This window comes from Pantoea rodasii (genome assembly GCF_002095465.1).
Lineage (GTDB): Bacteria > Pseudomonadota > Gammaproteobacteria > Enterobacterales > Enterobacteriaceae > Pantoea > Pantoea rodasii.
In genome coordinates, this window is the sequence record NZ_MLFP01000021.1 from 1 (window position 1) to 23,296 (window position 23,296).

At 57.1% G+C, this 23,296-nt stretch carries 19 protein-coding genes and 3 pseudogenes; 11 read left to right on the forward strand and 11 right to left on the reverse strand.

All coding sequences use genetic code 11. The annotated features are described in order from the left end of the window. Together HA45_RS20145 and HA45_RS20150 are read left to right on the forward strand one after the other, a co-directional pair. The coding region (locus tag HA45_RS20145; protein ID WP_143808510.1) for a 23S rRNA (adenine(2030)-N(6))-methyltransferase RlmJ at nt 1–833 on the forward strand (833 nt) is incomplete at its 5' end. A 30-nt stretch (nt 834–863) separates the two neighbouring features. After that, nucleotides 864–1,679, forward strand: coding sequence for a CPBP family intramembrane glutamic endopeptidase (locus HA45_RS20150; protein WP_100701876.1), 816 nt, complete (start codon nt 864–866; stop codon nt 1,677–1,679). On the opposite strand, the gene rnz is transcribed toward HA45_RS20150, so the two are convergent. Then, a complete protein-coding gene (gene rnz, locus HA45_RS20155; RefSeq protein ID WP_100701877.1) occupies nt 1,676–2,587 on the reverse strand; it encodes a ribonuclease Z in 912 nt (303 codons plus the stop codon). The two genes, HA45_RS20150 and rnz, sit on opposite strands and share 4 nt — an antisense overlap. A gap of 125 nt (nt 2,588–2,712) precedes the next feature. Between rnz and gorA the strand changes: the two genes are divergently transcribed. Next, a complete protein-coding gene (gene gorA, locus HA45_RS20160) occupies nt 2,713–4,065 on the forward strand; it encodes a glutathione-disulfide reductase (RefSeq protein ID WP_100701878.1) in 1,353 nt (450 codons plus the stop codon). Nucleotides 4,066–4,162: 97 nt separating this feature from the next. Here the strand turns inward: gorA and HA45_RS20165 are convergent, their stop codons facing one another. After that, nucleotides 4,163–5,158 (reverse strand): LacI family DNA-binding transcriptional regulator, encoded by a 996-nt coding sequence (locus HA45_RS20165; RefSeq protein ID WP_205960948.1) that lies wholly within the window; start codon nt 5,156–5,158, stop codon nt 4,163–4,165. 108 nt (nt 5,159–5,266) lie between these two features. Between HA45_RS20165 and HA45_RS20170 the strand changes: the two genes are divergently transcribed. From HA45_RS20170 to HA45_RS20185, 4 genes and pseudogenes are all read left to right on the forward strand, one after another. Next, complete coding sequence (locus HA45_RS20170; protein WP_162288454.1) at nt 5,267–6,016, forward strand: SDR family oxidoreductase; 750 nt, start codon at nt 5,267–5,269, stop codon at nt 6,014–6,016. Between the two features lie 17 nt (nt 6,017–6,033). After that, nucleotides 6,034–7,646, forward strand: a pseudogene (locus tag HA45_RS20175) (FGGY-family carbohydrate kinase). Between the two features lie 230 nt (nt 7,647–7,876). Beyond that, nucleotides 7,877–8,809: a nucleoside recognition family protein gene (locus HA45_RS20180; RefSeq protein ID WP_100701881.1), complete on the forward strand. Its 933-nt coding sequence runs from the start codon at nt 7,877–7,879 to the stop codon at nt 8,807–8,809. 258 nt (nt 8,810–9,067) lie between these two features. After that, a complete protein-coding gene (locus tag HA45_RS20185; protein WP_100701882.1) occupies nt 9,068–9,847 on the forward strand; it encodes an L-threonylcarbamoyladenylate synthase in 780 nt (259 codons plus the stop codon). A 42-nt stretch (nt 9,848–9,889) separates the two neighbouring features. Here the strand turns inward: HA45_RS20185 and HA45_RS20190 are convergent, their stop codons facing one another. Beyond that, nucleotides 9,890–10,906 (reverse strand): zinc-dependent alcohol dehydrogenase family protein, encoded by a 1,017-nt coding sequence (locus HA45_RS20190; RefSeq protein ID WP_100701883.1) that lies wholly within the window; start codon nt 10,904–10,906, stop codon nt 9,890–9,892. Nucleotides 10,907–11,040: 134 nt separating this feature from the next. Beyond that, nucleotides 11,041–11,862: an SDR family oxidoreductase gene (locus HA45_RS20195; RefSeq protein WP_100701884.1), complete on the reverse strand. Its 822-nt coding sequence runs from the start codon at nt 11,860–11,862 to the stop codon at nt 11,041–11,043. A 95-nt stretch (nt 11,863–11,957) separates the two neighbouring features. Here HA45_RS20195 and HA45_RS29155 point away from each other — a divergent pair, with 95 nt between their 5' ends. Further along, complete coding sequence (locus tag HA45_RS29155) at nt 11,958–12,398, forward strand: LysR family transcriptional regulator (protein WP_366557358.1); 441 nt, start codon at nt 11,958–11,960, stop codon at nt 12,396–12,398. Further along, nucleotides 12,356–12,859: a LysR substrate-binding domain-containing protein gene (locus HA45_RS29160; RefSeq protein WP_366557359.1), complete on the forward strand. Its 504-nt coding sequence runs from the start codon at nt 12,356–12,358 to the stop codon at nt 12,857–12,859. Before HA45_RS29155 ends, HA45_RS29160 begins: the two co-directional genes overlap by 43 nt. A 1-nt stretch (nt 12,860) precedes the next feature. Here HA45_RS29160 and HA45_RS20205 read toward each other — a convergent pair whose 3' ends face one another. Then, complete coding sequence (locus HA45_RS20205; RefSeq protein WP_100701886.1) at nt 12,861–13,502, reverse strand: hydrolase; 642 nt, start codon at nt 13,500–13,502, stop codon at nt 12,861–12,863. A 253-nt stretch (nt 13,503–13,755) separates the two neighbouring features. On the opposite strand from HA45_RS20205, the gene HA45_RS20210 reads away from it, so the two are divergent. Continuing rightward, entirely contained in the window at nt 13,756–14,673 is a 918-nt protein-coding gene (locus HA45_RS20210; protein ID WP_100701887.1) for a bestrophin family protein, read from the forward strand. A gap of 108 nt (nt 14,674–14,781) precedes the next feature. On the opposite strand, the pseudogene HA45_RS20215 reads toward HA45_RS20210, so the two are convergent. The 4 genes and pseudogenes from HA45_RS20215 to HA45_RS20230 form a co-directional block, all read right to left on the reverse strand. After that, nucleotides 14,782–15,680: pseudogene (locus HA45_RS20215) on the reverse strand (alpha/beta hydrolase). Between the two features lie 330 nt (nt 15,681–16,010). Next, nucleotides 16,011–16,358: a hypothetical protein gene (locus HA45_RS20220; RefSeq protein ID WP_100701889.1), complete on the reverse strand. Its 348-nt coding sequence runs from the start codon at nt 16,356–16,358 to the stop codon at nt 16,011–16,013. Between the two features lie 26 nt (nt 16,359–16,384). Then, nucleotides 16,385–17,734, reverse strand: coding sequence for a cation:proton antiporter (locus HA45_RS20225; protein WP_100701890.1), 1,350 nt, complete (start codon nt 17,732–17,734; stop codon nt 16,385–16,387). A 53-nt stretch (nt 17,735–17,787) separates the two neighbouring features. Next, nucleotides 17,788–18,996, reverse strand: coding sequence for an MFS transporter (locus tag HA45_RS20230; protein ID WP_100701891.1), 1,209 nt, complete (start codon nt 18,994–18,996; stop codon nt 17,788–17,790). A gap of 92 nt (nt 18,997–19,088) precedes the next feature. On the opposite strand from HA45_RS20230, the gene HA45_RS20235 reads away from it, so the two are divergent. Then, on the forward strand, nt 19,089–20,018 hold the full coding sequence (locus HA45_RS20235; RefSeq protein ID WP_100701892.1) for a LysR family transcriptional regulator: 930 nt from the start codon (nt 19,089–19,091) through the stop codon (nt 20,016–20,018). 39 nt (nt 20,019–20,057) lie between these two features. Here the strand turns inward: HA45_RS20235 and HA45_RS20240 are convergent, their stop codons facing one another. Together HA45_RS20240 and kdpD are read right to left on the reverse strand one after the other, a co-directional pair. Further along, complete coding sequence (locus HA45_RS20240; protein ID WP_034819827.1) at nt 20,058–20,555, reverse strand: TIGR00645 family protein; 498 nt, start codon at nt 20,553–20,555, stop codon at nt 20,058–20,060. Between the two features lie 54 nt (nt 20,556–20,609). Beyond that, nucleotides 20,610–23,284, reverse strand: a pseudogene (gene kdpD, locus HA45_RS20245) (two-component system sensor histidine kinase KdpD). Nucleotides 23,285–23,296 lie beyond the last annotated feature (12 nt).

Below are 23,296 nucleotides of genomic sequence, written 5' to 3' on the forward strand. Positions count from 1 at the left end.
ATCGCCACAGTTTTCATGCCGGCAACCATGCCGACGTGCTCAAACATACCGTTGAAAGCCTGATCCTTACCTCAATGATGGAGAAGGAGAAGCCTTTCCTCTATCTGGACACCCATGCCGGTGCCGGACGTTACCTGCTGAGCGGTGAGCACGCCGAGCGTACCGGTGAATATCTGGAAGGCATTGGGCGTATTTGGCAGCAGCCGGATGCGCCAGAACTGCTGAAGCCGTATTTAACGGCGGTTCGCAATCTCAACCCGCATGGCACGCTGCGCTACTACCCTGGCTCGCCGCTGATCGCCCGTTATCTGCTGCGTGAAGAGGACAAACTCGATCTGACCGAACTGCACTCCAGCGATTACCCGCTGCTGCGCACCGAGTTCAGTAAAGATGCGCGCGCACGCGTCGCCCGTGGTGACGGTTATCAGCAGCTGAAAGCCAAGCTGCCACCGCTGAGCCGTCGTGGTGTGATTCTGATCGATCCGCCGTACGAAATGAAAAGCGATTATCAGGATGTGGTGAAAGGCATCCAGGAAGGCCACAAGCGCTTCGCCACTGGCGTATTCGCACTGTGGTATCCGGTGGTGATGCGCCAGCAGATCAAGCACATGGTGAAAGATTTGCTGGCCAGCAATATTCGCAACATCCTGCAGATCGAACTGGCGGTGCGTCCGGACAGCGATCAGCGCGGCATGACCGCGTCTGGCATGATCGTGATTAACCCGCCGTGGAAATTGAAAGCACAGATGGAAGAGCTGCTGCCGTGGCTGCATAAGAAGCTGGTACCGGCCGGTACGGGGCATTATAGCGTCACGCAGATCGTGCCAGAGTAACCAGGCACGCCAGCCTTAAGGACTATTGTTATGTGGATCATTCTGGCTGGCGCACTCACCGTGCTGTCGCCTGCCAAACGTCTCGCCGTGTTACTGCTGTTACTGACAACACTGCTGGGCTTATTTCAGGATGTATTGGACTGGCCTGCCCTCGCTATTTTGGGTGCTATCGCCCTGCTGGCGTGGGTGCGGGTGGAAAATCCCACCAACCGCGCCGTGCTGCTGATCAGTGAAGCCCTGTTGGTGCTGATCGCCGGTGGCCTGTTCCTGCATCTGTTGCCGGGCTTTAATAACCCGCGTCAGATTGATGAATTGCAGGTGGGCCCCAACAGCCAGCCGTTCAGCTTCTACTACAACTTCGATAAAGCGCTGATTCCCTTTGTGCTGCTGGCCGCGTTGCCGACGCTGTTCCGTGCGCAGAAGTTTCCCGCACCGCACAAGATTCTCTGGCTGCTGCTGTTAGCGGCGATCCCGCTGCTGCTGTACGTTGCCGTGCTGTTGGGTGGACTGGCGATTGAGCCTCACTGGCCGGACTGGCTCGGCAGCTTTATGCTGGCAAACCTGTTCTTTGTCTCGCTGGCCGAAGAAGCCTTCTTCCGTGGCTATGTGCAACAGCGCCTGCGCCAGAAAATCGGTGGTGTGGCAGCCCTGTTGATCACTTCACTGCTGTTTGGTCTGGCGCACTTCCCGGGCGGCATGATGCTGGTGGCCTTCGCCACGCTGGCGGGGCTGATTTACGGTCTGGCGTGGCACTGGAGTGGACGCGTGTGGGTCGCCACCGGCGTCCATTTCCTGTTCAACATGACGCACCTGCTGTTCTTCACCTATCCCGCGTTACAGCACTAAATCTCGAACACCGCGAAATCACGTGCCAGCTCGGTAGCCGCAAACACCGACTGGCACTCCGCCAGCAATCTCTCCCGATCGCTCGACAAATACCGCGAACTGAAGTGGGTGGCGATCATGCGTTTCGCGCCTGCCTGCTTCGCCACTTCGGCCGCCTGAATGGTGGTGGAGTGTCCGCGACCGTTGGCTTTCTCTGCCATCGACGCTTCCATCGTGGTTTCATGCACCATCACATCCGCGTTAGCCGCCAGCAGCAGTGCCACGTCGGTAGGACCGGTATCACCGAAAATCGCCACCACTTTGCCTTTGGTCACAGGACCGAGATACTCCGCGCCGTTGATCATGCGACCATCCTCTAACTGAATCTCTTTGCCGTCCTTCAAGTCTTGATACCAAGGCCCGCGTGGCACCCCTTCCGCTTTCAGGCGCGGCGCGTCGAGGAAGCCTGGTTTGTCATGCTCTTCAATACGATAGCCAAAGCACTCCACCACGTGATTCATCGGATAGGCCGTGACGCGATACTCACCATCATCCAGCACTTCGCCCGCTTCAATTTCGACGATCTCCAGCGGGAAGCCAGTATAAGAGCCACTAAGACTGAGCGCCGTCTCGACAAACTGTTTGATGCCTTTTGGGCCGTAAATTGTCATCGGCTCCAGCAGCCCGGCCATGGAACGGCTGGTAAGCAAACCTGGCAGGCCGAAGATGTGATCGCCGTGCAGATGGGTAATGAAGATTTTTTCCAGCTTGCTGGGCTTGAGCGCGGAGCGCATAAACTGGTGCTGCGTCGCTTCACCGCAGTCGAACAGCCAGGTGTCGCCACGTTTCGACAGCGTCAGCGCAATCGCCGTAACGTTGCGTTGCAGGCTCGGCGCACCTGCGCCGGTGCCGAGAAAAGTCAGGTGCATAATGTCTTCCATGTTAGCGGGACGTAGATTTAACCCTATCATAATCATAGGCTGAACCTTTGCGCCGCTTGCGCAAGCAGCGTTACACTCTATGCCAATTTTCTTCCAACAGATGGACACAACGGATGACCAGACATTTTGACTACCTCGCCATCGGCGGCGGCAGCGGCGGTATCGCCTCGATTAACCGTGCGGCGATGCATGGCCAGAAGTGCGCGCTGATTGAAGCCAAAGAGTTGGGCGGCACCTGTGTCAACGTCGGCTGCGTACCGAAAAAAGTGATGTGGCACGCGGCGCAGATTGCCGAAGCCATCCACCTGTATGGCCCGGATTACGGTTTCGATACCACCGTGAACAATTTTGACTGGTCGGTGCTGGTGAAGAACCGCAGCGCCTATATCGATCGCATCCACACCTCGTACGACAACGTGCTGGGTAAAAACAACGTTGAAGTGATCAAAGGCTTCGCGCGCTTTATTGATGCCAACACCGTGGAAGTTAACGGCGAGACCATCACGGCCGATCACATCCTGATCGCCACCGGTGGCCGTCCAAGCCATCCGAAAGTGCCAGGCGCGGAATACGGTATCGACTCTGACGGTTTCTTTGAGCTGGATGCGCTGCCGAAGCGTGTTGCGGTGGTCGGAGCAGGGTATATCGCGGTGGAGCTGGCCGGCGTGGTTAACGCGCTGGGTGCCGAAACCCATCTGTTTGTGCGTAAGCATGCGCCGCTGCGCAGCTTCGATCCGTTGATTGTCGATACGCTGGTAGAAGTGATGCAGGCCGAAGGCCCAACGTTGCACACCGAATCGATCCCGAAAGCGGTGATCAAGAACGCCGACGGTAGCCTGACGCTGCAGCTGGAAAGCGGCCATGAACAAACCGTTGATTGCCTGGTGTGGGCGATCGGCCGCGAGCCGGCCACCGACAATCTCAACCTGTCCGTGACCGGCGTGGCGCTGAACGAGAAAGGCTATATCAACGTTGATAAGTTCCAGAACACCAACGTGAAAGGCATCTATGCGGTGGGCGATAACACCGGCGCGGTGGAACTAACGCCCGTGGCCGTGGCCGCCGGTCGTCGCCTCTCTGAGCGTCTGTTTAACAATAAACCGGACGAGCACCTGGATTACAGCAACGTGCCAACCGTGGTGTTTACCCATCCGCCAATCGGCACGGTGGGTTTGACTGAACCGCAGGCGCGCGAGCAGTACGGCGACGATCAGGTGAAAGTGTACAAATCCTCCTTCACAGCGATGTACACCGCCGTCACTCAGCACCGCCAGCCGTGCCGCATGAAGCTGGTGTGCGTCGGCGCGGAAGAGAAGATTGTCGGCATCCACGGTATCGGTAACGGTATGGATGAGATGCTGCAAGGCTTCGCGGTGGCACTGAAGATGGGTGCCACTAAGAAAGACTTCGACAACACCGTGGCGATTCACCCGACTGCGGCTGAAGAGTTTGTAACCATGCGATAAAAGATTTGCTTGAGTGCGCCCCATTCAATGGCATCTGTCTTTTGAAGGGGCGCCATTTATAGCGACCAGTGATGAGGCGGCGTAAAGTCTGCCTTTTTCACCTCTGCAACACCGGCAATTCCACCACTGCCACGCCCTGCTCACCGCTCTCCATCAGGCGGAACACCGTTTCCATCATGCCTGCCACATCCTGTTTCACCATAGTGATGTCTTTGCACAACAGCGCGACAAACGGGTCCCAGTCGAAGCAACCAATCGCCGGATGTTTATCATCGGACAATAAATCCTCGTTCCGCAGAAACTGCACCACCCCTTCCAGCGAAATGGTCGAGTTCACAAACAGGCCAAATTGCCCCACCGCATGCTGCTGAAAGTAACTTTTCAGCGCCGTTTGCGCTTTTTCCGGTTCATAGCCACACAGCAGCAGGTTCTCCTCCGGCACGGAAATACCTCGCTCCTGATGCGCCGCCAAAAAGCCGCGCAGGCGCTCTTTACCGTTGTGATCGCTGGCACGTCCGCCGACAAAAATCAGCGGCTGCGGGCACTTCTCCAGCAGGCTGCGCGTCAGGCTCAATGCGCCATGAAAGTTATCCGAAATCACTGAAGGTGCCAGCGAACCGGGCAGATCCAGATTCAGCGACGGCACGCCTGCGGCCTGGCAGAGTGCAGTGATGCGATCGGGATCGGTCGCTCCCGTCACCACCATGTAATCCACCTGCCAGGAGAGCATGGTGCGTGCCGCTTCCAGTTCCAAACCCGGATCGCGCTGCGTGCAGGTAATGACGGGGAACAGGCCGCGATCGCGCGCCATCTGCTCAAACTTCTCAACGATTGAGCCAAAATAACGGTTGTCATATTTGGGCACGATCATGCCGATGGTTTTCGAGCGCGTTGTGCGCAGCATGCTGGCCTGTCGATTCAGCGCATAGCCCTGCTCTTGCGCAATCCGGCTCACTTTCTCAGCAGTGCTGGCGCTGATGCGCCGCTTCTTCCAGTTGCCACTCAAAATCGCGCTCACCGCACTCGCCGAAACCCCGGTGAGTTCCGCCAGGTCATAAATGGTGGTTTTCTTGTTTTTGCCGATCCCCGTCACAGAACCCATCCCTTTATTGCGCTTTTTGTTGCTGGTTAAAAGTCGGGGTGATAGTTGTGCTTCATCGATTGAGCTACACCTAAAACGCCATTGATAAAGGATTATAAGATGAACTCGAACCTCTTCTCCATGCATAACCCTCTCAACGGAAAAGTCGCCGCCATTACCGGCGCGGCTTCCGGCATCGGCCTTGAATGCAGCAAAGTGCTGCTGCAAGCCGGGGCTAAAGTCGTTCTGATCGATCGCGACGGCGACAAGTTGCAACAACTGGTGGCGGAACTGGGCCCTCAGGCATTGCCGCTGCAGATTGACCTGATGGACGGCAAACAGGTTGATGGGATTCTCGACGACATTCTCAAGCTGACGGGCCGTCTGGATATTTTCCACGCCAACGCCGGTGCCTACATTGGCGGGCCCGTGGCAGAAGGCGATCCGGATATCTGGGATCGCGTACTGAAACTCAACACCAGCGCGGCCTTCCGCTGCGTGCGTTCGGTGCTGCCACATCTGATCGCGCAGAAGTCGGGTGACATCATTTTCACCAGTTCAATTGCTGGCGTGGTGCCGGTGATCTGGGAACCCATCTACACCGCATCGAAATTTGCGGTGCAGGCATTTGTGCATTCAACCCGTCGCCAGGTGGCGCAGTATGGCGTGCGCGTCGGAGCGGTGCTGCCAGGTCCGGTGGTGACAGCCCTGCTCGATGACTGGCCGCAGGAGAAACTGGATGATGCGCTGGCTAATGGCAGCCTGATGCAGCCGATCGAAGTGGCGGAATCGGTGCTGTTTATGGTGACGCGCTCACCGGGTGTCACGGTGCGCGATATTGTAATCCTGCCTAACAGCGTTGACCTGTAACCAACCGAGGTGCCGCAATGAGCAATGAAAAATATCTGATTGGTGTCGATGTCGGTTCAGCCAGCGCCCGTGCGGGTGTTTTTGATCGCGCAGGCAATTTGCTCGGCCATGCAAAGCAGCCCATCACCACTTTTCGTGCCCACGGTCATGTGGTGGAGCAATCCGCCAATGAGATTTGGCAGGCGGTCAGCCACTGTGTGCGCACAGCGGTGACTAATGCCGCCATCGATCCGGCGGCGGTGGCCGGTATTGGCTTCGACGCAACCTGTTCGCTGGTAGTGATCGATGAACAGGGCCAACCGTTGCCCGTCAGCCCGGATGGCGAGGCGGAACGCAATATCATTGTGTGGATGGATCACCGCGCCACGCCGCAGGCCGATGCGATTAACGCGACGAAACATCCGGTGCTCGACTACGTAGGAGGACGCATCTCACCCGAGATGGAGATGCCGAAACTGTTGTGGCTAAAACCCACAACCCGCAGACGTTCCAGACCGCCGCACACTTCTTCGATCTCACTGATTATCTCAGCTGGCGCGCGTCAGGTGATACGGCGCGATCATCCTGCACCGTCACCTGTAAATGGAACTACCTGGCGCATGAACAGCGCTGGGATGCCGAATACTTCAGCGCCATCGGTTTACCGGAGTTCGCTCAGGAGATGTTTGCGCGTATCGGACAGCAGATCGTTGAGCCAGGCACAGCCTGCGGCACAGGTTTAACCGCGCAGGCCGCCGCCGACTTTGGCTTACCTGCCGGCACACCGGTGGCCGCAGGATTGATTGATGCGCACGCGGGCGGCGTCGGTACGCTGGGCGCGGACGGCAGCCCGGAAGACAAACTGGCCTACGTGTTTGGCACCTCTTCCTGCACCATGACGCCGACGCGTGAAGCCGCGTTTGTGCCCGGCGTGTGGGGCCCGTATTACTCGGCGATGGTGCCAGGTCTATGGTTGAGTGAAGGCGGACAAAGTGCGGCGGGCGCGGCCATCGATCGCCTGCTGGAGATGCATCCAGCCGCTGCGAGTGCACAGCAGGCCGCCGATGCCGCTGGCCTCTCATTGCCGGTGTACCTCGCCGAACAGGCTTTGCAACATGCTCGCCGCGAGTCGGCAACGGTAGATTTAGTGGAAGGTCTGCATATCGTGCCGGAGTTTGCCGGTAATCGCGCACCGTTTGGCGACCCCTATGCGCGGGCGGTGATTTGCGGTTTGGGCATGGACAATGATGAAGCCAGCCTGATTTCGCTGTATATCGCCGGACTGTGCAGCCTCGGCTACGGCCTGCGCCAAATCATTGAGGCGCAGACCAGCAAAGGCATAAGCACGCGCTCGATTGTCATCAGCGGCGGTGCCGGGCAGCACTCGCTGGTACGCCAACTGCTGGCGGACAGTTGCCAACTCCCGGTGCAATCCACCCACTGCCCGGAACCGGTGTTATTGGGCTCGGCGATTCTTGCCGCCGCCGCCAGTGACATTTATCCCAACGTGACTTCAGCGATGGAAAATATGACCACCGATGAAAATATCTGGCATCCGGAGCCCTCGGTTTCCCAGCTGCATCAGCACCGTTATGATGCATTTAAATTATTGCAGAGCACCGCGCGCAATATTCGCCAGATAAACGAATAAACTTCGCATAATATTCCAGTGCGCCGCATAAACGTCGGCGCGCTGTTATTTCTCTTTGCCATTTCCTGCAAGATAAAATTTAATTTCTCCACTACTCAAGTCTTCGCCGCCGGGATACTATTTATCTCTTTGCTGGCGCCCTTCGCGCTGGCATTTTTATGCGTTTTTTAAGGCAAGGGGAGCACCATGTTTGTCGGTATTGCGCAGTGGGTCGAGGTTCAGGCAACCGCATGAATATCATCAGCATTATTATGTCTGCGGGCAAAGCCTCGGTAGATGTCGCGCTGTATACGCTTATTCCTATCATGGTGGTGATGTTATTCATCATGAAATATCTGGAAGTGAAAGGCGTGCTGGATTTTGTGGTACGTCATTCCACACCGTTATTAAAACCTTTGGGTATTACTGGGCTGGCGTTATTTGCGCTGATTCAGCTTAACTTCGTCAGTTTCGCTGCGCCGTTGGCGGCATTAGCGATTATGGAGAAGCGCGGCACCTCCGATCGCCATATGGCGGCGACGCTGGCGATGCTGTTTGCTATGGGCCAGGCCAACGCCTTTTATCCGCTGATCCCTGCCGGGCTCAACTGGAGCGCCGCAATACTGATCTCGATATGCGGCGGCGTGCTGGCAGCAGCGACCACCTATCATTTCTTTGCCCGCAAACTTTCCGACGCGTCACTGCTGAATGAAGATGAAACGGTGGCTAACAACGAAAGCAAAATGGGGCTGATTGCCATCATCAACAGCGCGGGCGCGGACGCGATTCGTCTGGCGCTGGGATCGCTGCCAATGCTGATTCTCTCGCTGTCAGTGGTGGGTATTTTGAAAGAGTCCGGCGGGATTGAGATGCTCACCCGACTGGTTTCCCCGCTGCTGGATAGGTTCAACATCTCCGAGGTGTATATCCTGCCTGCGCTGACTAAATGCCTGGCGGGCGGCACCGCCTATTACGGCGTGGTGGCTGGGCTGGTCGAAAAAGGCGTGTACAGTGCACACAACATCAACGCCTCGGCGGGTTGGTTGATTCAGACCTTTGATTTGCCGGGCATTGGTATCTTCCTTGGCCTGTCGAGTCGTTTCCCGCGCCTGTTCCGTTTCGCCGTGCCGGGCATCATCCTCGGCATTGCACTGCGCGGTGTGGCACACGCCCTGATATTTTAATTAACGCTGGCGCTGAAACACTTATTCAGCGCCCGTTTAAATAACACTACAATTCCCGCGTGTTATTTTAAATCACCCCTATTCATTCCATCGTTATTTTCATCAGTTGCATAGCCTTTAATTATCGTACTATTATCACCAGCATGGTTTTACACCAGACAATTAATCCTGATGAATTATCCGGTTAATTAAATCCTTAATTATATTGCAGGTAATATTCCTGTACGTCATCTATTGATACGCAGATAGGGTAGATCCATGAGCGGTAAACAAATAACGTGGAATGGCGGGTTACAACCTGAAGCCATCGAGATTTTGTCACAAGACGGCGGCATGATTGTAAGCCCCACAAAAGTGGGTTACATCATCATGACCTCCGATAAAGCCGGGCTGGAGCGTAAGTTCGAAGCCAAGCAGCGCAAGCGCAACAAGCCAGGTGTGGTGCTGTGTGGCTCGCTGGAGCAGCTGCGTTCTTTGGCACAGCTGACACCGGAAATTGATCAGCTTTATCAGCAGCATTGGGATCAGGATATTTTGCTGGGCTGTATCTTACCGTGGCGCGACGATGCACTGGCGCGTATTCCGGCGGACGGTTCAAAAGAGCTGATGATGGATGGCCGCCAGACCAGCTGCTTCGTGATTAAATTTGGTCGCCCAGGCGAAAATATCGCGAAAGCCCTGTGGGAAGATCACGGGAAATTCTCTTTCGCCAGTTCTGCGAATCCATCAGGTCAGGGTAACCGTGGATTGGTTGAAGGAATTGGCGAACGTATTGAATCGCGTGCCGATTTAATTATTGAAGCCAATGATTACGTAAAATCGATTCAACCCAACGACGAAAATAAAGTGCGCTACGAACAGGGCGTGATGGTGTCGATGGTGGACAGCGAAGGTCATTTGATCCCGCAGCAAAACGGCGAGCGTAAAATCACGCCGTGCCCGGTATTGATCCGCAAAGGCCTTGATGTCGATAAAATCATGGCGCTGCTGTCGGACATCTTCCCATCCTGGGATTATCGTCACGGCGATTACTACTGATGCAGAAAGCCTGTTTACCGATATGGGAAACAGGCTGGTTCGCTACCACTCCACGGTGATTTTGCCGAAGTGTCCCGCCGACTGCTGATGCTGGAAGGCCGCAGGCAGATCGCTCAACGCCCCGTAACTGTCGCTGATCACCGGGCGAATACCGGTTTGCTCTAACGCGCGCACGAAGTCCTGCTGCTGACGACGATGGCCGACAATCAAGCCCTGAATGCGCGCCTGTTTCGCCATCAATAGCGCAGTAGGGATCACGCCTTCAAATCCGGTCAGCACACCAATCAAGGCAATATGGCCGCCGACGCGCACCGCTTCGATCGACTGCGCCATGGTGCCCGGCCCGCCGAGTTCCACCACCACATCCGCACCTTTGCCCTCCGTCAGTTGCTGAACCGCTTTGCCCCACTCCGGCGTGCTGCGATAGTTGATGCCCGCATCGGCACCCAACTCTTTGGCTCTGGCCAGCTTCTCATCAGAAGATGAAGTCACAATCACCCGCGCGCCCATCGCTTTGGCAATTTGTAACGCGGTAATCGACACGCCACCGGTGCCCAGCGTCACAATCGTATCGCCCGCTTTGATTTGCGCATCGCCCACCAGTGCGCGCCAAGCCGTCAGGCCAGATGTGGTAATGGTCGCCGCTTCCGCATGACGCCAGCCGCGCGGAGCCAGAGTGAAATGATGCGCCGGACGCACCACCACTTCAGCGGCAAAACCGTCTGCACCATCACCCGGCGTACGCGCAAAATTACCCACGCGCACAAACGGCAAGCCGTCCTGCCACTGAGGGAAGAAACAGGACACCACATGGTCGCCGGGCTTGAAGTCGGTGACGCCTGCACCGACCTCTTCAACCACACCTGCGCCGTCCGCCATCATAATGCGATTTTGCTCGGTGGGGATCGATCCGTTAGCCACCAGCAGATCGTGGAAGTTAAGTGAGGTGGCATGGATCGCCACGCGGATCTCTCCGGCACCCGGTTTTCCGGGATCGGGCAGATCGGCAAGCTGCAAATGTTCAATGCCGCCGGGTTGTTTCAGGATCATCGCTTTCATAACCACTTTCTCCTTAGCAAAACGCTCAATACACTGCATGCCGCTGTGAAACGTGCATGCCTTCTTTTGTGCGCTAAGTTTGGCAGCGATGCCGCTTCCCTGCCTGTTACTCCGTGCGGTTATGCGAACAGCTTTTACACATCCGCACGATAGGCGATCTCTTTTTGCGTGCGCAGTTCTGCCAGACGTCGTTCCAGCGCGGCTTCGATATTGTCATAGGCGGTGCTGCCCAGCGCCAGGCGCAGCGGCATGGCGGGTTGATCCAACGTGGCGATCATCGCCGTGACAGATTTCGCCGCATCACCTTTGATCGCGAACTCGCCAGATAAAATGGCGCGACGCACATCACCGGATGCGGTGTCATGATAAACCTCCAGCGCGTCGGCGATATCCAGCCCGGCACCAAAGTTAGTGGCCGTCGGGCCTGGCTCCACCAGCAGGAAATCGATACCAAAACTGGCGACTTCCTGGCGCACCGCTTCAACAAATCCTTCGATACCCCATTTGCTGGCGTGATACAGGCTGAAGTTGGGATAAGCCACCTGCCCGCCTTCCGATGACACCTGCGCAATGCGCCCGCCGCCCTGCTGGCGCAACAGTGGAATCACCGCGCGAATCAGCTGGATTGAGCCGGTAAGATTGGTAGCGATCTGGCGATCAATCTGCGCATCGCTCAACTCTTCCGCCGCGCCAAACAGACCGTAGGCGGCATTACTCACCACCACATCAACGCGTTCCACCTGTGCAAACGCTTTAGCGATGGCGGGCGCGATACTGGCGGTGTCCGCCAAATCCAGCGCCATCACCTGCAGCTGTTCGCCGTATTGCCCCTGCAAATCCGCCATCGCTGCGGTGCGACGTACGCAGGCCAGCACGCGATCGCCGCGCGCCAGTAAATCTTCACTCATCAAACGGCCCAGCCCGCTGCTGGCACCGGTAATTAACCAGGTTTTCATTTTTACGCCCTCCAGTTGAAAACCTGATGGTAGATCGCTTTACTGGTGGTTATCGTCCCCCTAATTGCGCATGACCCGGTGAGGAAATACCACCAATGAGAAGACCTTCGTGGCATGAACTGCAGGCCATCAAAACGCTGGGTGAACAGCGCAGCTTTCGGCGCGCCGCCGAGATGCTCGGCCTCAAGCGATCTTCACTCAGCCATCTGGTGAAAACGCTGGAGCATAATCTGGGCGTGCAGCTGTTTCAGCGCACCACTCGCAGCGTGTCACTCACCGAAGCCGGACAGCAGCTGCTAGATCGTCTGGCTCCGCTGCTGAATCAGATGGACGAAGTGCTGCACGATGTCAGCGCCCGCCGCCAGCAGCATGCGGGCACCTTGCGCATCAGTGCCAGCGACGCGGCGATTGGGATCCTGCTGGAAAAAGTGGTGCCGGGTTTTGCGCCGAGTATCCCAACATCCAGCTCGATTTTGCGGCTCAGGGTGAACTGGTGGATATCACTGCCGCCGGGTTCGATGCCGGTATCCGGTTAATGGAAGATGTGCCGCAGGATATGGTGGCGATTGCGCTGGGTGGTCCGCTGAATTTCATCACCGTGGCTTCACCAGCCTATCTCGCCGCGCACGCACCGATTAAGCAGCCGCAGGATTTATTGCAGCAGCAGTGCATTCGTCATCGTCTGCCGAGCGGCAAACGCTATCGCTGGGAGTTTGAAAAAGCGGGAGAACGCTGTGAACTGGACGTGCCGGGCGCGATGACGTTAGATAACAACGCGCTGATGACCCGCGCGGCCATCAGCGGATTGGGCGTTGCCTATGTGCCGTCGCTCTACGCCGAAGCCGCGCTGCAGTCCGGTCAGTTAGTGGAGCTGCTCGCTGAGTGGCGGGTGCAGTCGGCGGGAATGGCCCTTTGGTTCCCACCGAACCAACATCAGTCAATGGCGCTGCGGCTGTTTATCGATGCGCTGAAAAACAGCCTGCCGCGCCAATCGTGACTTAAGCCTGACGCTGTGGCGCTTTGTGTACCATGGTGTAAGCGTAATCCACGCCCATACCGTATGCGCCGCTGTGTTCGCGCACCAGATCCATCACCGCGTCGTAAGTCTCTTTACGTGACCAGTCGCGCTGGTACTCCAGCAGCACCTGCTGCCAGGTCACCGGCACTGCACCGGCTTGCACCATGCGCTGAATGGAGCGCTCGTGGGCATCAACGCTGGTGCCGCCTGAGGTATCCGTCACCACGTAGACTTCAAAGCCCTCTTTCAGCGCCATCAGTGCCGGGAAGGTCAGACAGACTTCCGTCCACAGTGCAGAGATAATCAGCTTCTTACGACCGGTTTTCTTCACCGCTTCAACGAATTTGGCATCTTCCCATGAGTTCATTGAGGTGCGTTCAATCGGCTTCGATTCCGGGTGCACCGCCAGCAGTTCTGGCCAGATGTAGCCGCTAAAGCTCTCGGTTTCTACAGAGGTATAAATCACCGGCACGTCGAAAACTTTGCCCGCTTTTGCCAGAGCGACGGTATTATTTTTGAGCTGCTGGCGATCGATGTTCGCGACGCCGAAAGCCATCTGCGGCTGGTGGTCGATGAAGATCAGGGCTGAGTTCTGTGGGTCAAGCAGGTCGAGTTTAGACATGATGTATTCCTCTAAAGTGTTTTTAAATTTGTATGTTGTGCTGCTGGAATGAACTTTAGAGAAAGGGGCGATGAAGAGATAACGCAAAGAATTTTACAACTTGTTCAAAGTGTTTTTAGAAGGCTGATTTACAAAGAAAAACCCACCTTATATATGCTGTTTTCAGCCTAAAATCAGTTGAATTTCACATTGCTTCCGCTGCAACAGCGGGCGTAACCTGTGCCAACAAAATCATAAAAAACACCATCGCAAAATGATCGTACGTCCTCATCAACACTGGTTCCTCCGGCTGTTTGACTGGCACGGCTCGGTGCTGGTCAGCATTGTGTTTCGTCTGTCACTCAACCTGCTGATGTCAGTGATCGCCGTTATCGGCTATCCGTGGTACTCCACCTTTGGCATTCACCTCACCACCGCGCCGTTCAGCCTGATAGGCGTGTCGATTGCCATCTTCCTCGGCTTCCGCAATAACGCCAGCTATGCGCGTTTTATTGAGGCACGCACGCTGTGGGGCAACATGCACATTACCCAGCGCTCGCTGTTACGGCAGATCAAAGGCATTCGTGGTATCCGTGCCGAACAGGTGCAGGAATTTATCGGGCTTCAGCTGGCATTTAGCTGGGCGCTAAAACACCGTTTACGCCAAACCGATGCGCAGGCCGATTTGAGACGATTGCTGCCCGAAAAATGGCAGCGTGCGGTCGTGGATAATCCGATGCCGACGTCGCAGACACTGCTGTGCATGGGCGAATGGCTGGCACAGAGGCGTGATGAAGGTGTGGTGTCGGATATTGTCTGGCAGAGCATTGATGAAAATCTTAATCATCTGTCGGCATATTTGGGAGGCTGCGATCGCCTGGCGGGTACGCCGATTCCGTTCGCTTACAGCCTGATTTTGCATCGCACGGTGTATCTGTTCTGCACGCTGTTGCCGTTTGCGCTGGTAGCGGATTTGCATCTGATGACGCCGCTGGTGTCGGTGTTTATTTCCTACACTTTCCTGTCGCTGGAATCACTGGCGGAAGAGCTGGAAGATCCGTTCGGCACCGCGCCCAATCATCTGCCGCTGGATGCGCTGTGCGTGAATATCGAACGTAATTTGAAGGCGATGAACGATGAGTTCCCGCTGCCGGAACCGCGCCAGCCGGATAAGTATTTTAATTTGACGTAGCGCTGGCTAAGCCACATCGCACAAGCGATTGCAGGGCAAATCAATGCGCATTCCTGAAAGCGCGGAATGCGCAATTTCCTGAATGGCGCATTTTGCGTACTCTCGCGCTTAGCTGTGCAGATCCAGCCAGCGCACATACGCCTGATCCCAGAGCGCGGCAGGCGTACCCGCTTTACCCAGACCAAAACCGTGTCCACCGCTGCTCAGCTCAATCAATTCCACCGGCACCTGCATACGACGGCAGGCATCGCGCATCATTTCGGTGTTATGCGGATTGGAGGTGTGATCGTCTTCCGCCTGCGCAAGGAACGTCGGCGGATACTGGCGTGTGACGTAGTTTTGCACCGACCAGTTGGCTTCCTGGGTTGGCGTCGCGTGTTCGCCCACCATCATCAGGTGTGTTTTGGTGTTCTGATACGGCGCTTCAAGGGTGATCACCGGATAGATCAGCCCGACGCTATCACCCGTGGGACGGATTTGGTCGAGCGGGTCCTGCGCGGGATAGGTGATGAAATCAGGGCGTGCGGCGGCCATGCCGAGCAGATGCCCACCAGCAGAGAAGCCAAGCAGATGCACTTTACTCTCCATGGAACGCACCAGACGAATGGCGCGCTGCGCATCCTGCAGCGGCGCAAGATTACCTGCCTGCCACTTCTCACCCGGCAAGCGATAACTCAGCACATACACGGTGTAGCCATTGGCATTTAACCAGCGCGCTACGGGCCAGGCTTCTCGACCCATGCCGACAAATCGATAGCCACCGCCTGCCGCCACAATCACCGCTTCGCCGTTGGGATTCTCCGGGCGAAAACGCTGAATCGCCGGGGAAACGATGTTGGTCCAGGAGCCGTTCATACTGACTTTCAATAGTCCAGACGCCCGCCGCCACCCGGCGGTTCGTCGGGCCACAATGGGATGATGTCATCGCGGGCAAACAGTTTGCCCGTGGTCATCGAAAGGACGGTTGCCCCGGTTGCTTGAAGAAAACCACGCCGTGTAAGTTTCATGCCCAGTAGCCAGTATTGAAAAATATGTCAGCCTTGTGGGCTGCGTCTCGTTATGTGATACGTGTCAACTTTCAACGCTGGCGATTATGTACGCATTTTGTACAAAAGATCCATAGAAAAAGCGCCTATAAAGGCGCTTATTTTATAGTGAATCCGCAAAACTTTTGCCGCTACATGAAAAGTGAACACACGAGATCACGTAATTGGCTAGACGCTGAAATCCCCTAAATAATTCGAGCTGTGATGCGAGTCCCCGGTCACTTACTGCAGTAAGTGACCGGGGCGAACAAACGCAGTCAACGCCGCTACAGCTTGAAGTATGACGGGGATTTAATCTTGCTGCTGGAATTGGGTCATGACTGTTTGCTCGCACTGCTGCTGATTATGGCGCAGCTGCGTGCGTTCATCCTCGCCCAGTTCCAGCCAGGCGCTAATCACTTCCTGCGCGATTTCTTCATTAAATTCAGGCTTATCCATCGCCGAGGAAGACTGGCTGCCAGCCAGCTGAGACTTCATCTTCTCGGTGTAAGTATCCAGATCGCTGGTCTTTTTTTCCGTGCTAACCAGATGACACAGCTGGCTGGCATAAACATTCTCTTCACTGCTGTTATCGCCTTCGGCGGCGAATACGCTGGCGGAGAGTGAGAGCCCCACAAGGGCAATGAACAAGGCTTTCATAACAGGCTCCAGTAATTTCCAGAAAATCACTTTTGATGATGTTGCGCACGTGCCGCCTGACGGGCTGCACGCCAGTTTAACAACGGCGTCACCGTAATGCCGTGCAGCACGATGCTGCACACCACCAACGTCAACGCCATATCCACCATTTGCTCTGCCTGCGGGCCGCGCATACCGTGCACCCAGGCGTAAGCAATATAATTGATACTGCCGATGCCGCGAATCCCCAGCCAACCAATTAACAGTCGGCGCATCAACGGCATTTCGCAGCGCCAGGTGGTAATCCAAACGGCGAGCGGTCGCACCACCACAAACAGCAACAGCGCGAGGCCAATTCCGGTGAGATTCCAGTGCTGTGCCAGCGTAATCCCCAGCACCACCATCATGCCGGCGGCCAGCAGGCGTTCGATGGTATCGCCAAACGACAACGCATCACCGACCACCAACCCCATTGATTTGACCATACCGCTGCCACCGTGCGCCAGTCGTTGATTGGGATTGACGCGCGCTTCTGCCGGCAGGTATTGCTCCTCTTCTGACAACTCGTCTTGCGGATAGTGCTTCACCACGCGCAGCTCAGCGCGACGTAACCCGACGCCAGCCGCAAAGGTGGCGAGGAAGCCTGAAGCGTCCAGCGACTGCGCCGCCGCGTAACTCAACGCAATGAGTGCCAGCGCGAGAAAATCATTCGGTGCAATATCCTGGTGCGCGCTGCGCAACTGGGTAGCGAGCTGACCAATCAAGCGGCCGAGCAGATAGCCAATGGCTAACCCGCCGCCTATCGCCCACAGTCCATCTTTTAGCGCCCATTCGCCCAGGTGGCTGATGTTCAGCGTGTCGGACTGCATCAACAGCAACGCCAGCATCAACAGCGGCAGGGCCGATCCATCGTTCATCCCGGCTTCGCTGGAAAGCGCCACGCGCAGCGAGTCATCATCGCGCGCATCGTTGACGGAAATCAAACTCGCCAATACCGGATCGGTCGGTGCCACGATAGCGCCAAACGCCAGCGACAGCGCCCAGTCAAACCCGGTGATCCAGTGGATAATCAGGGTCATGGCGCCCACGGTCAGCAACATGGCGGGGAACGCCAGCCGCACGCCAATTCGCCAGGCATGGGCAGTGAGCGGCAAGCGCAACTTAAGGCCGGTAATAAACAGCGAGGCTGCCATGGCGATTTCGGTGAGATGCGCAGCGAGATTGGCGTGTCCGAGGATGTCGAGTTGCAGCAGATTCAGCAGCCACGGGCCGCAGAGAATACCCGCGAACAGGTAAAGTCCAAATGCGGTCACTGGCCCGCGGTGAATCCAACCGGAAGCCAGTGACATGAGAAGTAACAGACCACCGGTAGCGGCGGTCCAGGCCAGGAAGTTCATAACGCTCCGTTTTTAAATAACATTCTCCCTTAAGCCTGGCACAAGATACTCGATCAGTTTTTCAGATGGCGGCTCGCCAGACGGATCATCAAAGCAAGCGCAGCGGCGAGTGTGGAGAGTGCCACCACACCTGTCCAGCCAAAGTGCGCCAACGCCAGGCTACCCAACGCGGCGCCGGTTGCCATGCCGATAAACACCACGGTGAACATCAGCGCATTGAGGCGGCTACGCGCTTCCGGCGCCAGGCTGTACACCAGGGTCTGATGTGCCACCAGTGTGGCCTGCACGCCCAAATCGAAACCGATGGTGCTGATGATAATCAGACCAATCTGTGCCGGAACGGGCAATAGCGGCAGCAGGAACATCAGGGCAAACGACACCATCACCAGCGAAGCGCCATACTGAGTGACACGCGCTGGACCGATGCGGTCAGCAATACTGCCGGCCAGCGGGGCAGCCAGCGCACCCGCCGCACCGGCAAGACCAAATGCTCCGGCGACCGCACTGTCAAAGTGGAAGCGTTCACTCAGCATCAGCGCCAGCGTTGACCAGAAGGCGCTAAAGCCCACCGACAGCAAACCCTGCGCCAATGCGGCACGGCGTAGCGTCTGGTGATGCTGCCACAGATGCGCCAGCGACAGCAGCAGACGCGGATAGCTCACCGAGGTGCCCGGTTTAAAGCGCGGTAACACGCGCCACAGCGCGAGGCTAATCAGCAGCACGGCCACCGCGGCCACCATATACATGGTGCGCCAGCCCAAATACTCCGCCACCACACCGCTCACCACGCGTGACAGCAAAATACCGACCAGCAAACCGGTCATCACCGTACCCACGGTTTTGCCGCGACTGCGCTCCGGAGCTAACGCCGCCGAAGCGGGGACGATATCCTGCGCCACGGTGGCGGTTAAACCGGTGACAAAGCTGGCGATCAGTAACGCATTGATGCCGCCCGAGAAGCCACACAGCAGCAGCGCGGCGACCAGCATCAGGCCTTTAATCAGAATAATGGTGCGGCGATCGTGGCGGTCACCGAGCGGTGCCAGCAGCAGAATGCCCAGTGCGTATCCCGCTTGCGTCAGCATCGGCACCATCCCAACGCTGCCGATCCCGACGTTAAATTGTTTACTGATGATATCCAGCATCGGCTGGCTGTAGTAAATCGATGCCACGCTAAGCCCGGCACCTGCGGCTAGCGTAAAGACCAGCGGCGCTGGCAGTTTTTCAGCTGGCAATGCATTCGATTGCGAAATGGCTGACATAGTGGATTCCCCCGTGAAAGTGCGCTTATTAAAGCGCGTTGCAGCCATACGCGGTAGACTGCTGAAACACAGAACTGTTATGCACGGTGCGTATGAGTAACTCCTCTAGCGTTGACCGCATCGAATTGATGCAGACCTTTATTCGTATTGTCGAAAGTGGATCGCTATCAGCTGCTGCCGCGCAGTTGGGCACAACGCAACCCACCATCAGCCGACGATTACAGGCGCTGGAACAACGCCTGGGGCTGAAACTGATTTTGCGCACCACCCACGCGTTGAAACTCACCGATGATGGCGAACGTTGTTATGCGCAGGCGCGGCAGTTACTGGCGACCTGGCACGCGCTGGAGGATGAGCTGACCGGCTCTAATGAGGATCCGATTGGCACACTGCGCGTACGCGCACCGCATGCGTTTGGTCAGGACCAGCTTATCGATCCACTGGTGGCGTATTTACAGCGCTACCCGCGTCTGACAGTGGAGTGGATGCTCAATGATCGCACGCCCGACTTTATCAGCGAAAACGTCGATTGCGCGATTCAGGTGGGTGCAGTGAACGATCCCTCGCTGGTAGCCATACTGCTGGCTGAAGTGCCGCGTTTTGTGGTTGCCGCTCCTTCACTGCTGGCGCAGCATGCGTCGATTGATGACGTCAGCCAACTCACCGAACTGCCGTGGCTGGCATTGACCAGCTTTTATCGCAATGAGCTTGCACTACAGCGTTTGAGTGATGGCCAGCCGGTGAATCTGCCGATTGCGCCACGCCTCGCCAGCGACAGTTTGTACGCTATCCGCAAAGCGGTATTGGCCGGCATGGGTGCGGCGATTGTGTCGTCATGGGTGGTGCAGGAGGATCTGGCGAAAGGGGATTTGATTCAGTTGGTGCCCGAGTGGCAAGCCCCGCCGCTGCCGGTGTGGCTGACCTATCCGTGGGCCAGTTATTACCCCGCCCGCATGCAGCAGTTTTTCGCGATGATCAGGGAAGTGATGCCGAAACTGGCGGGCACGCAGCCCGTACGGTGAGGGTCCAGGGCGCCATAATGGCGCACCTGGCACACGAATTTACTTCTTTTCCACCTTCGACATATTATCCAGCCAGCCCATGACAAAGGCCGACAGCACAAAGGTCAGGTGGATAATCACGTACCACATCAGCTTACTGTCATCGACATTGCGCGCGTCCATAAAGATGCGAAGCAGGTGGATCGATGAAATCGCTACAATCGAAGCCGCGACTTTGTTCTTCAGCGAGCCAGAATCCATCTTGCCCAGCCAGCTCAGCTTCTCTTTGTTCTCATCAATATCCAGCTTAGAAACAAAGTTCTCATAGCCAGAGAGCATCACCATCACCAGCAATCCGCCGACCAGCGTCATGTCCACCAGCGACAGCAGCAGCAGAATCAGATCGTTCTCAGCAATGCTGAGAATGTTGGGCAACAGGTGAAAAATTTCCTGGAAAAATTTAACGGTCAGCGCCAGCAGCCCCAGCGAAAGTCCAATGTAAACCGGTGCCAGCAACCAGCGCGATGAATACATCAGGTTCTCGATAAAACGTTCCATAATTTCCCATTAATCAACAGACAAGTGGCCGAGTATACCCGAACTTGTGTGAAGTTATTTCAGCGCTTCTTCAGAAATTTCAGGCGCTGCCGGTAGCGGCAGCGATAAGCGAAACGCCGCGCCGCCCTGTGGCCGATTTTCCGCCCAGATGCGTCCGCGATGGGATTCAATAATGGTTTTGCTGATTGCCAAACCGAGCCCACGCCCGGCACCGCCGATTCCTTATCGCCACGCGCAAACTTGTCGAAAATGCGCGTCATATTCTCTTCGGCGATTCCTGGACCGTTATCCCACACGGCAATTTCCAGCCGATCTTTGTCTCGCCAGGCGCGAATACCGTGCTGCGCGGCATTACCCGCATATTTGAGGCTGTTTTCTATCAGGTTGGTAAACACCCGCTCCAGCATCGCGCTGTCGCCTTTGATCAGCACCAATTCCGGCGGCAGATCGAGCGTAAAATCATGCCCTTTAAGCGACGGCCCCATGCTGCTCAGCGCCCCGCCAATCACTTCATCCAGCGCGACCCACTCTTCACGTAGATTAAGCCCGCCGGACTGAATGCGCGCCATATCCAGCATATTGCTCACCAGTCGAATGGTGCTTAACGTCTGTTCACGAATCTGGTTCGCCTGGCCGACATATTTTGAGTTGTCGCCGGCCAGATCCAGCATCAGCATTTCCGCCTGGCCAAACAGCACCGTCAGCGGCGTGCGCAGGTCATGCGACAGCGCGGATAACAGCGCGTTACGCAGCTGTTCACGTTCGGCCGCTAACCGTGAAGCGGCTTCACTTTGCGACAGCGCCATGCGTTCCAGCGCGTTGGCAATCAGCACCGTAAAGGTTTCGACCAGACGCTGCTGTTCGGGGATCATCAGCTGGCGCAGGTTTTCCGGCTCCACCACCAATAACCCACGGCAGTGATTACCGCTTTTCAGCGGCAGAATCTGGTACGGCACCGCAGGCAGCGTGTCGGTGCCCGCACCGGCCGGTTGTGCTTTGCTGTAGCTCCATTTGGCAATGCCGAGATCCGGCGGCGTACCGATGGTGCTGTCACCCACCGCCTGCAACTCGCCCTGCTCATCCGGCAGCAGCAGTTGGCTACGCGCCTGCAAGGTGACATCAATCACCCGCTGGCTGGTGGCGGCGATATCCTGCGGCGTGAGGGCACTGCCGAGGGATTTCGCCATCTCATAGAGATGCCGCGCGCGCTGCTCGCGATAGCGCGCCACGTTGGCCTGATAGCGCACCCCGGCAGTGAGATTCCCGACGATCACCCCCACCGCCAGCATCACCGCGAAGGTTACCAGATACTGCAAATCCGATACCGCCACCGTGCCGGTCGGCGCGACGAAAAACAGGTCAAAGGCGAGGATGTTGATCACCGTGGCGAACACCGACGGCCAGCGCCCGTAGCGCAACGCCACCAGCACCACCGCCAGCAAATAGATCATCACACCGTTGGCCGGGTCAAATTCCACCAGCAACCAGCGGCCGACAATGGTGACCAGCATGCACAGCGCAATGGCCATCAGGCAGCCGCGCAAGTGCAGCCGCCACTTTTCGCTGCTGACGCGCTGGCCGGTCAGCGGATGCGGCGCATCGCGTACCGGTTCATCCAGCGCCACCACCAGCAGATCGAGATCCGGGCCAAGCTGGCCCAAACGCTGGGCAAAACTGTCGCGCCGCCAGCGCCGTTGCGGCTGACGACCGGTGACGATTTTGCCGAGATTGTGCTCGCGCGCGTAACGCAGCACGGCGCGGGCTTCATCGGGATCGGACAGCGTGGCGGTTTCCGCGCCGAGTTCCTGCGCCAGCTGCAGCGTGCGCAAGATGGCGCGGCGGCGCGCTTCCGGCAGGCGATTCAGACGCGGCGTTTCTACGTACACCGCATGCCATTCGCTGCCGAGACGGGCGGCTAAACGCGCGGCGGTGCGCACCAGTTTTTCACTGCCGGTATCGTCGCCGATGCACAGTAAGATGGCGTCACGCGTATGCCAGACTTTGTCGCGGCCCTGCTGATCGCGCCAGGCACGCATCTGGTCATCCACGCGATCTGCGGTGCGGCGGAGGGCCAGTTCGCGCAGGGCGAATAAGTTGCCTTTGCGGAAGAAGTTTTCGATGGCGCGCTCAGCGCGATCGCCGACGTAGACTTTGCCCTCTTTCAGACGCTGACGCAGATCGTCCGGCGGCAGATCCACCAGTACGACTTCATCGGCGCTGTCGAAAAACGGATCGGGCACGGTCTCGCGTACCTGAATGCCGGTGATGCCGCCAACCACGTCGTTGAGGCTTTCCAGATGCTGCACGTTGACGGTGGTGATCACGTCGATGCCTGCTTCCAGCAGCTCTTCAATGTCCTGCCAGCGTTTGGGATGGCGCGAACCCTGCACGTTGGTGTGCGCCAGTTCGTCCATCAGGATCACCGCCGGATGGCGTGCCAGCGCTGCATCCAAATCAAACTCAGCGTGGCGTGAACGCCCGGTGGCACGACGCGGCAACACCGCCAGGCCGATAAGCAACGCAGCGGTTTCTTCCCGTTCATGGGTTTCGACCACGCCCGCCAGCACATCGAGACCCTGCGCGCGCAAGCGCTGTGCTTCCTGCAGCATGGCGAAGGTTTTCCCCACGCCCGCACAGGCACCGAAGTAGATTTTCAGCTTACCGCGATGGCTGTCGCTGTGGTTGAGCAGCAGCGCATCGGGATCGGGGCGGGTGATTTCGTCGTTCATCAGTTATCCGTC

Coding starts and splice junctions, on each gene's coding strand:
- HA45_RS20230 (WP_100701891.1), bottom strand. CDS start 18,996: ATGTCAGCCATTTCGCAATCGAATGCATTGCCAGCTGAAAAACTGCCA.
- HA45_RS20235 (WP_100701892.1), top strand. CDS start 19,089: ATGAGTAACTCCTCTAGCGTTGACCGCATCGAATTGATGCAGACCTTT.
- HA45_RS20150 (WP_100701876.1), top strand. CDS start 864: ATGTGGATCATTCTGGCTGGCGCACTCACCGTGCTGTCGCCTGCCAAA.
- HA45_RS20185 (WP_100701882.1), top strand. CDS start 9,068: ATGAGCGGTAAACAAATAACGTGGAATGGCGGGTTACAACCTGAAGCC.
- HA45_RS20205 (WP_100701886.1), bottom strand. CDS start 13,502: ATGTCTAAACTCGACCTGCTTGACCCACAGAACTCAGCCCTGATCTTC.
- HA45_RS20220 (WP_100701889.1), bottom strand. CDS start 16,358: ATGAAAGCCTTGTTCATTGCCCTTGTGGGGCTCTCACTCTCCGCCAGC.
- HA45_RS20225 (WP_100701890.1), bottom strand. CDS start 17,734: ATGAACTTCCTGGCCTGGACCGCCGCTACCGGTGGTCTGTTACTTCTC.
- HA45_RS20180 (WP_100701881.1), top strand. CDS start 7,877: ATGAATATCATCAGCATTATTATGTCTGCGGGCAAAGCCTCGGTAGAT.
- HA45_RS20210 (WP_100701887.1), top strand. CDS start 13,756: ATGATCGTACGTCCTCATCAACACTGGTTCCTCCGGCTGTTTGACTGG.
- HA45_RS20195 (WP_100701884.1), bottom strand. CDS start 11,862: ATGAAAACCTGGTTAATTACCGGTGCCAGCAGCGGGCTGGGCCGTTTG.
- HA45_RS29155 (WP_366557358.1), top strand. CDS start 11,958: ATGAGAAGACCTTCGTGGCATGAACTGCAGGCCATCAAAACGCTGGGT.
- HA45_RS20190 (WP_100701883.1), bottom strand. CDS start 10,906: ATGAAAGCGATGATCCTGAAACAACCCGGCGGCATTGAACATTTGCAG.
- rnz (WP_100701877.1), bottom strand. CDS start 2,587: ATGCACCTGACTTTTCTCGGCACCGGCGCAGGTGCGCCGAGCCTGCAA.
- HA45_RS20240 (WP_034819827.1), bottom strand. CDS start 20,555: ATGGAACGTTTTATCGAGAACCTGATGTATTCATCGCGCTGGTTGCTG.
- gorA (WP_100701878.1), top strand. CDS start 2,713: ATGACCAGACATTTTGACTACCTCGCCATCGGCGGCGGCAGCGGCGGT.
- HA45_RS20170 (WP_162288454.1), top strand. CDS start 5,267: ATGAACTCGAACCTCTTCTCCATGCATAACCCTCTCAACGGAAAAGTC.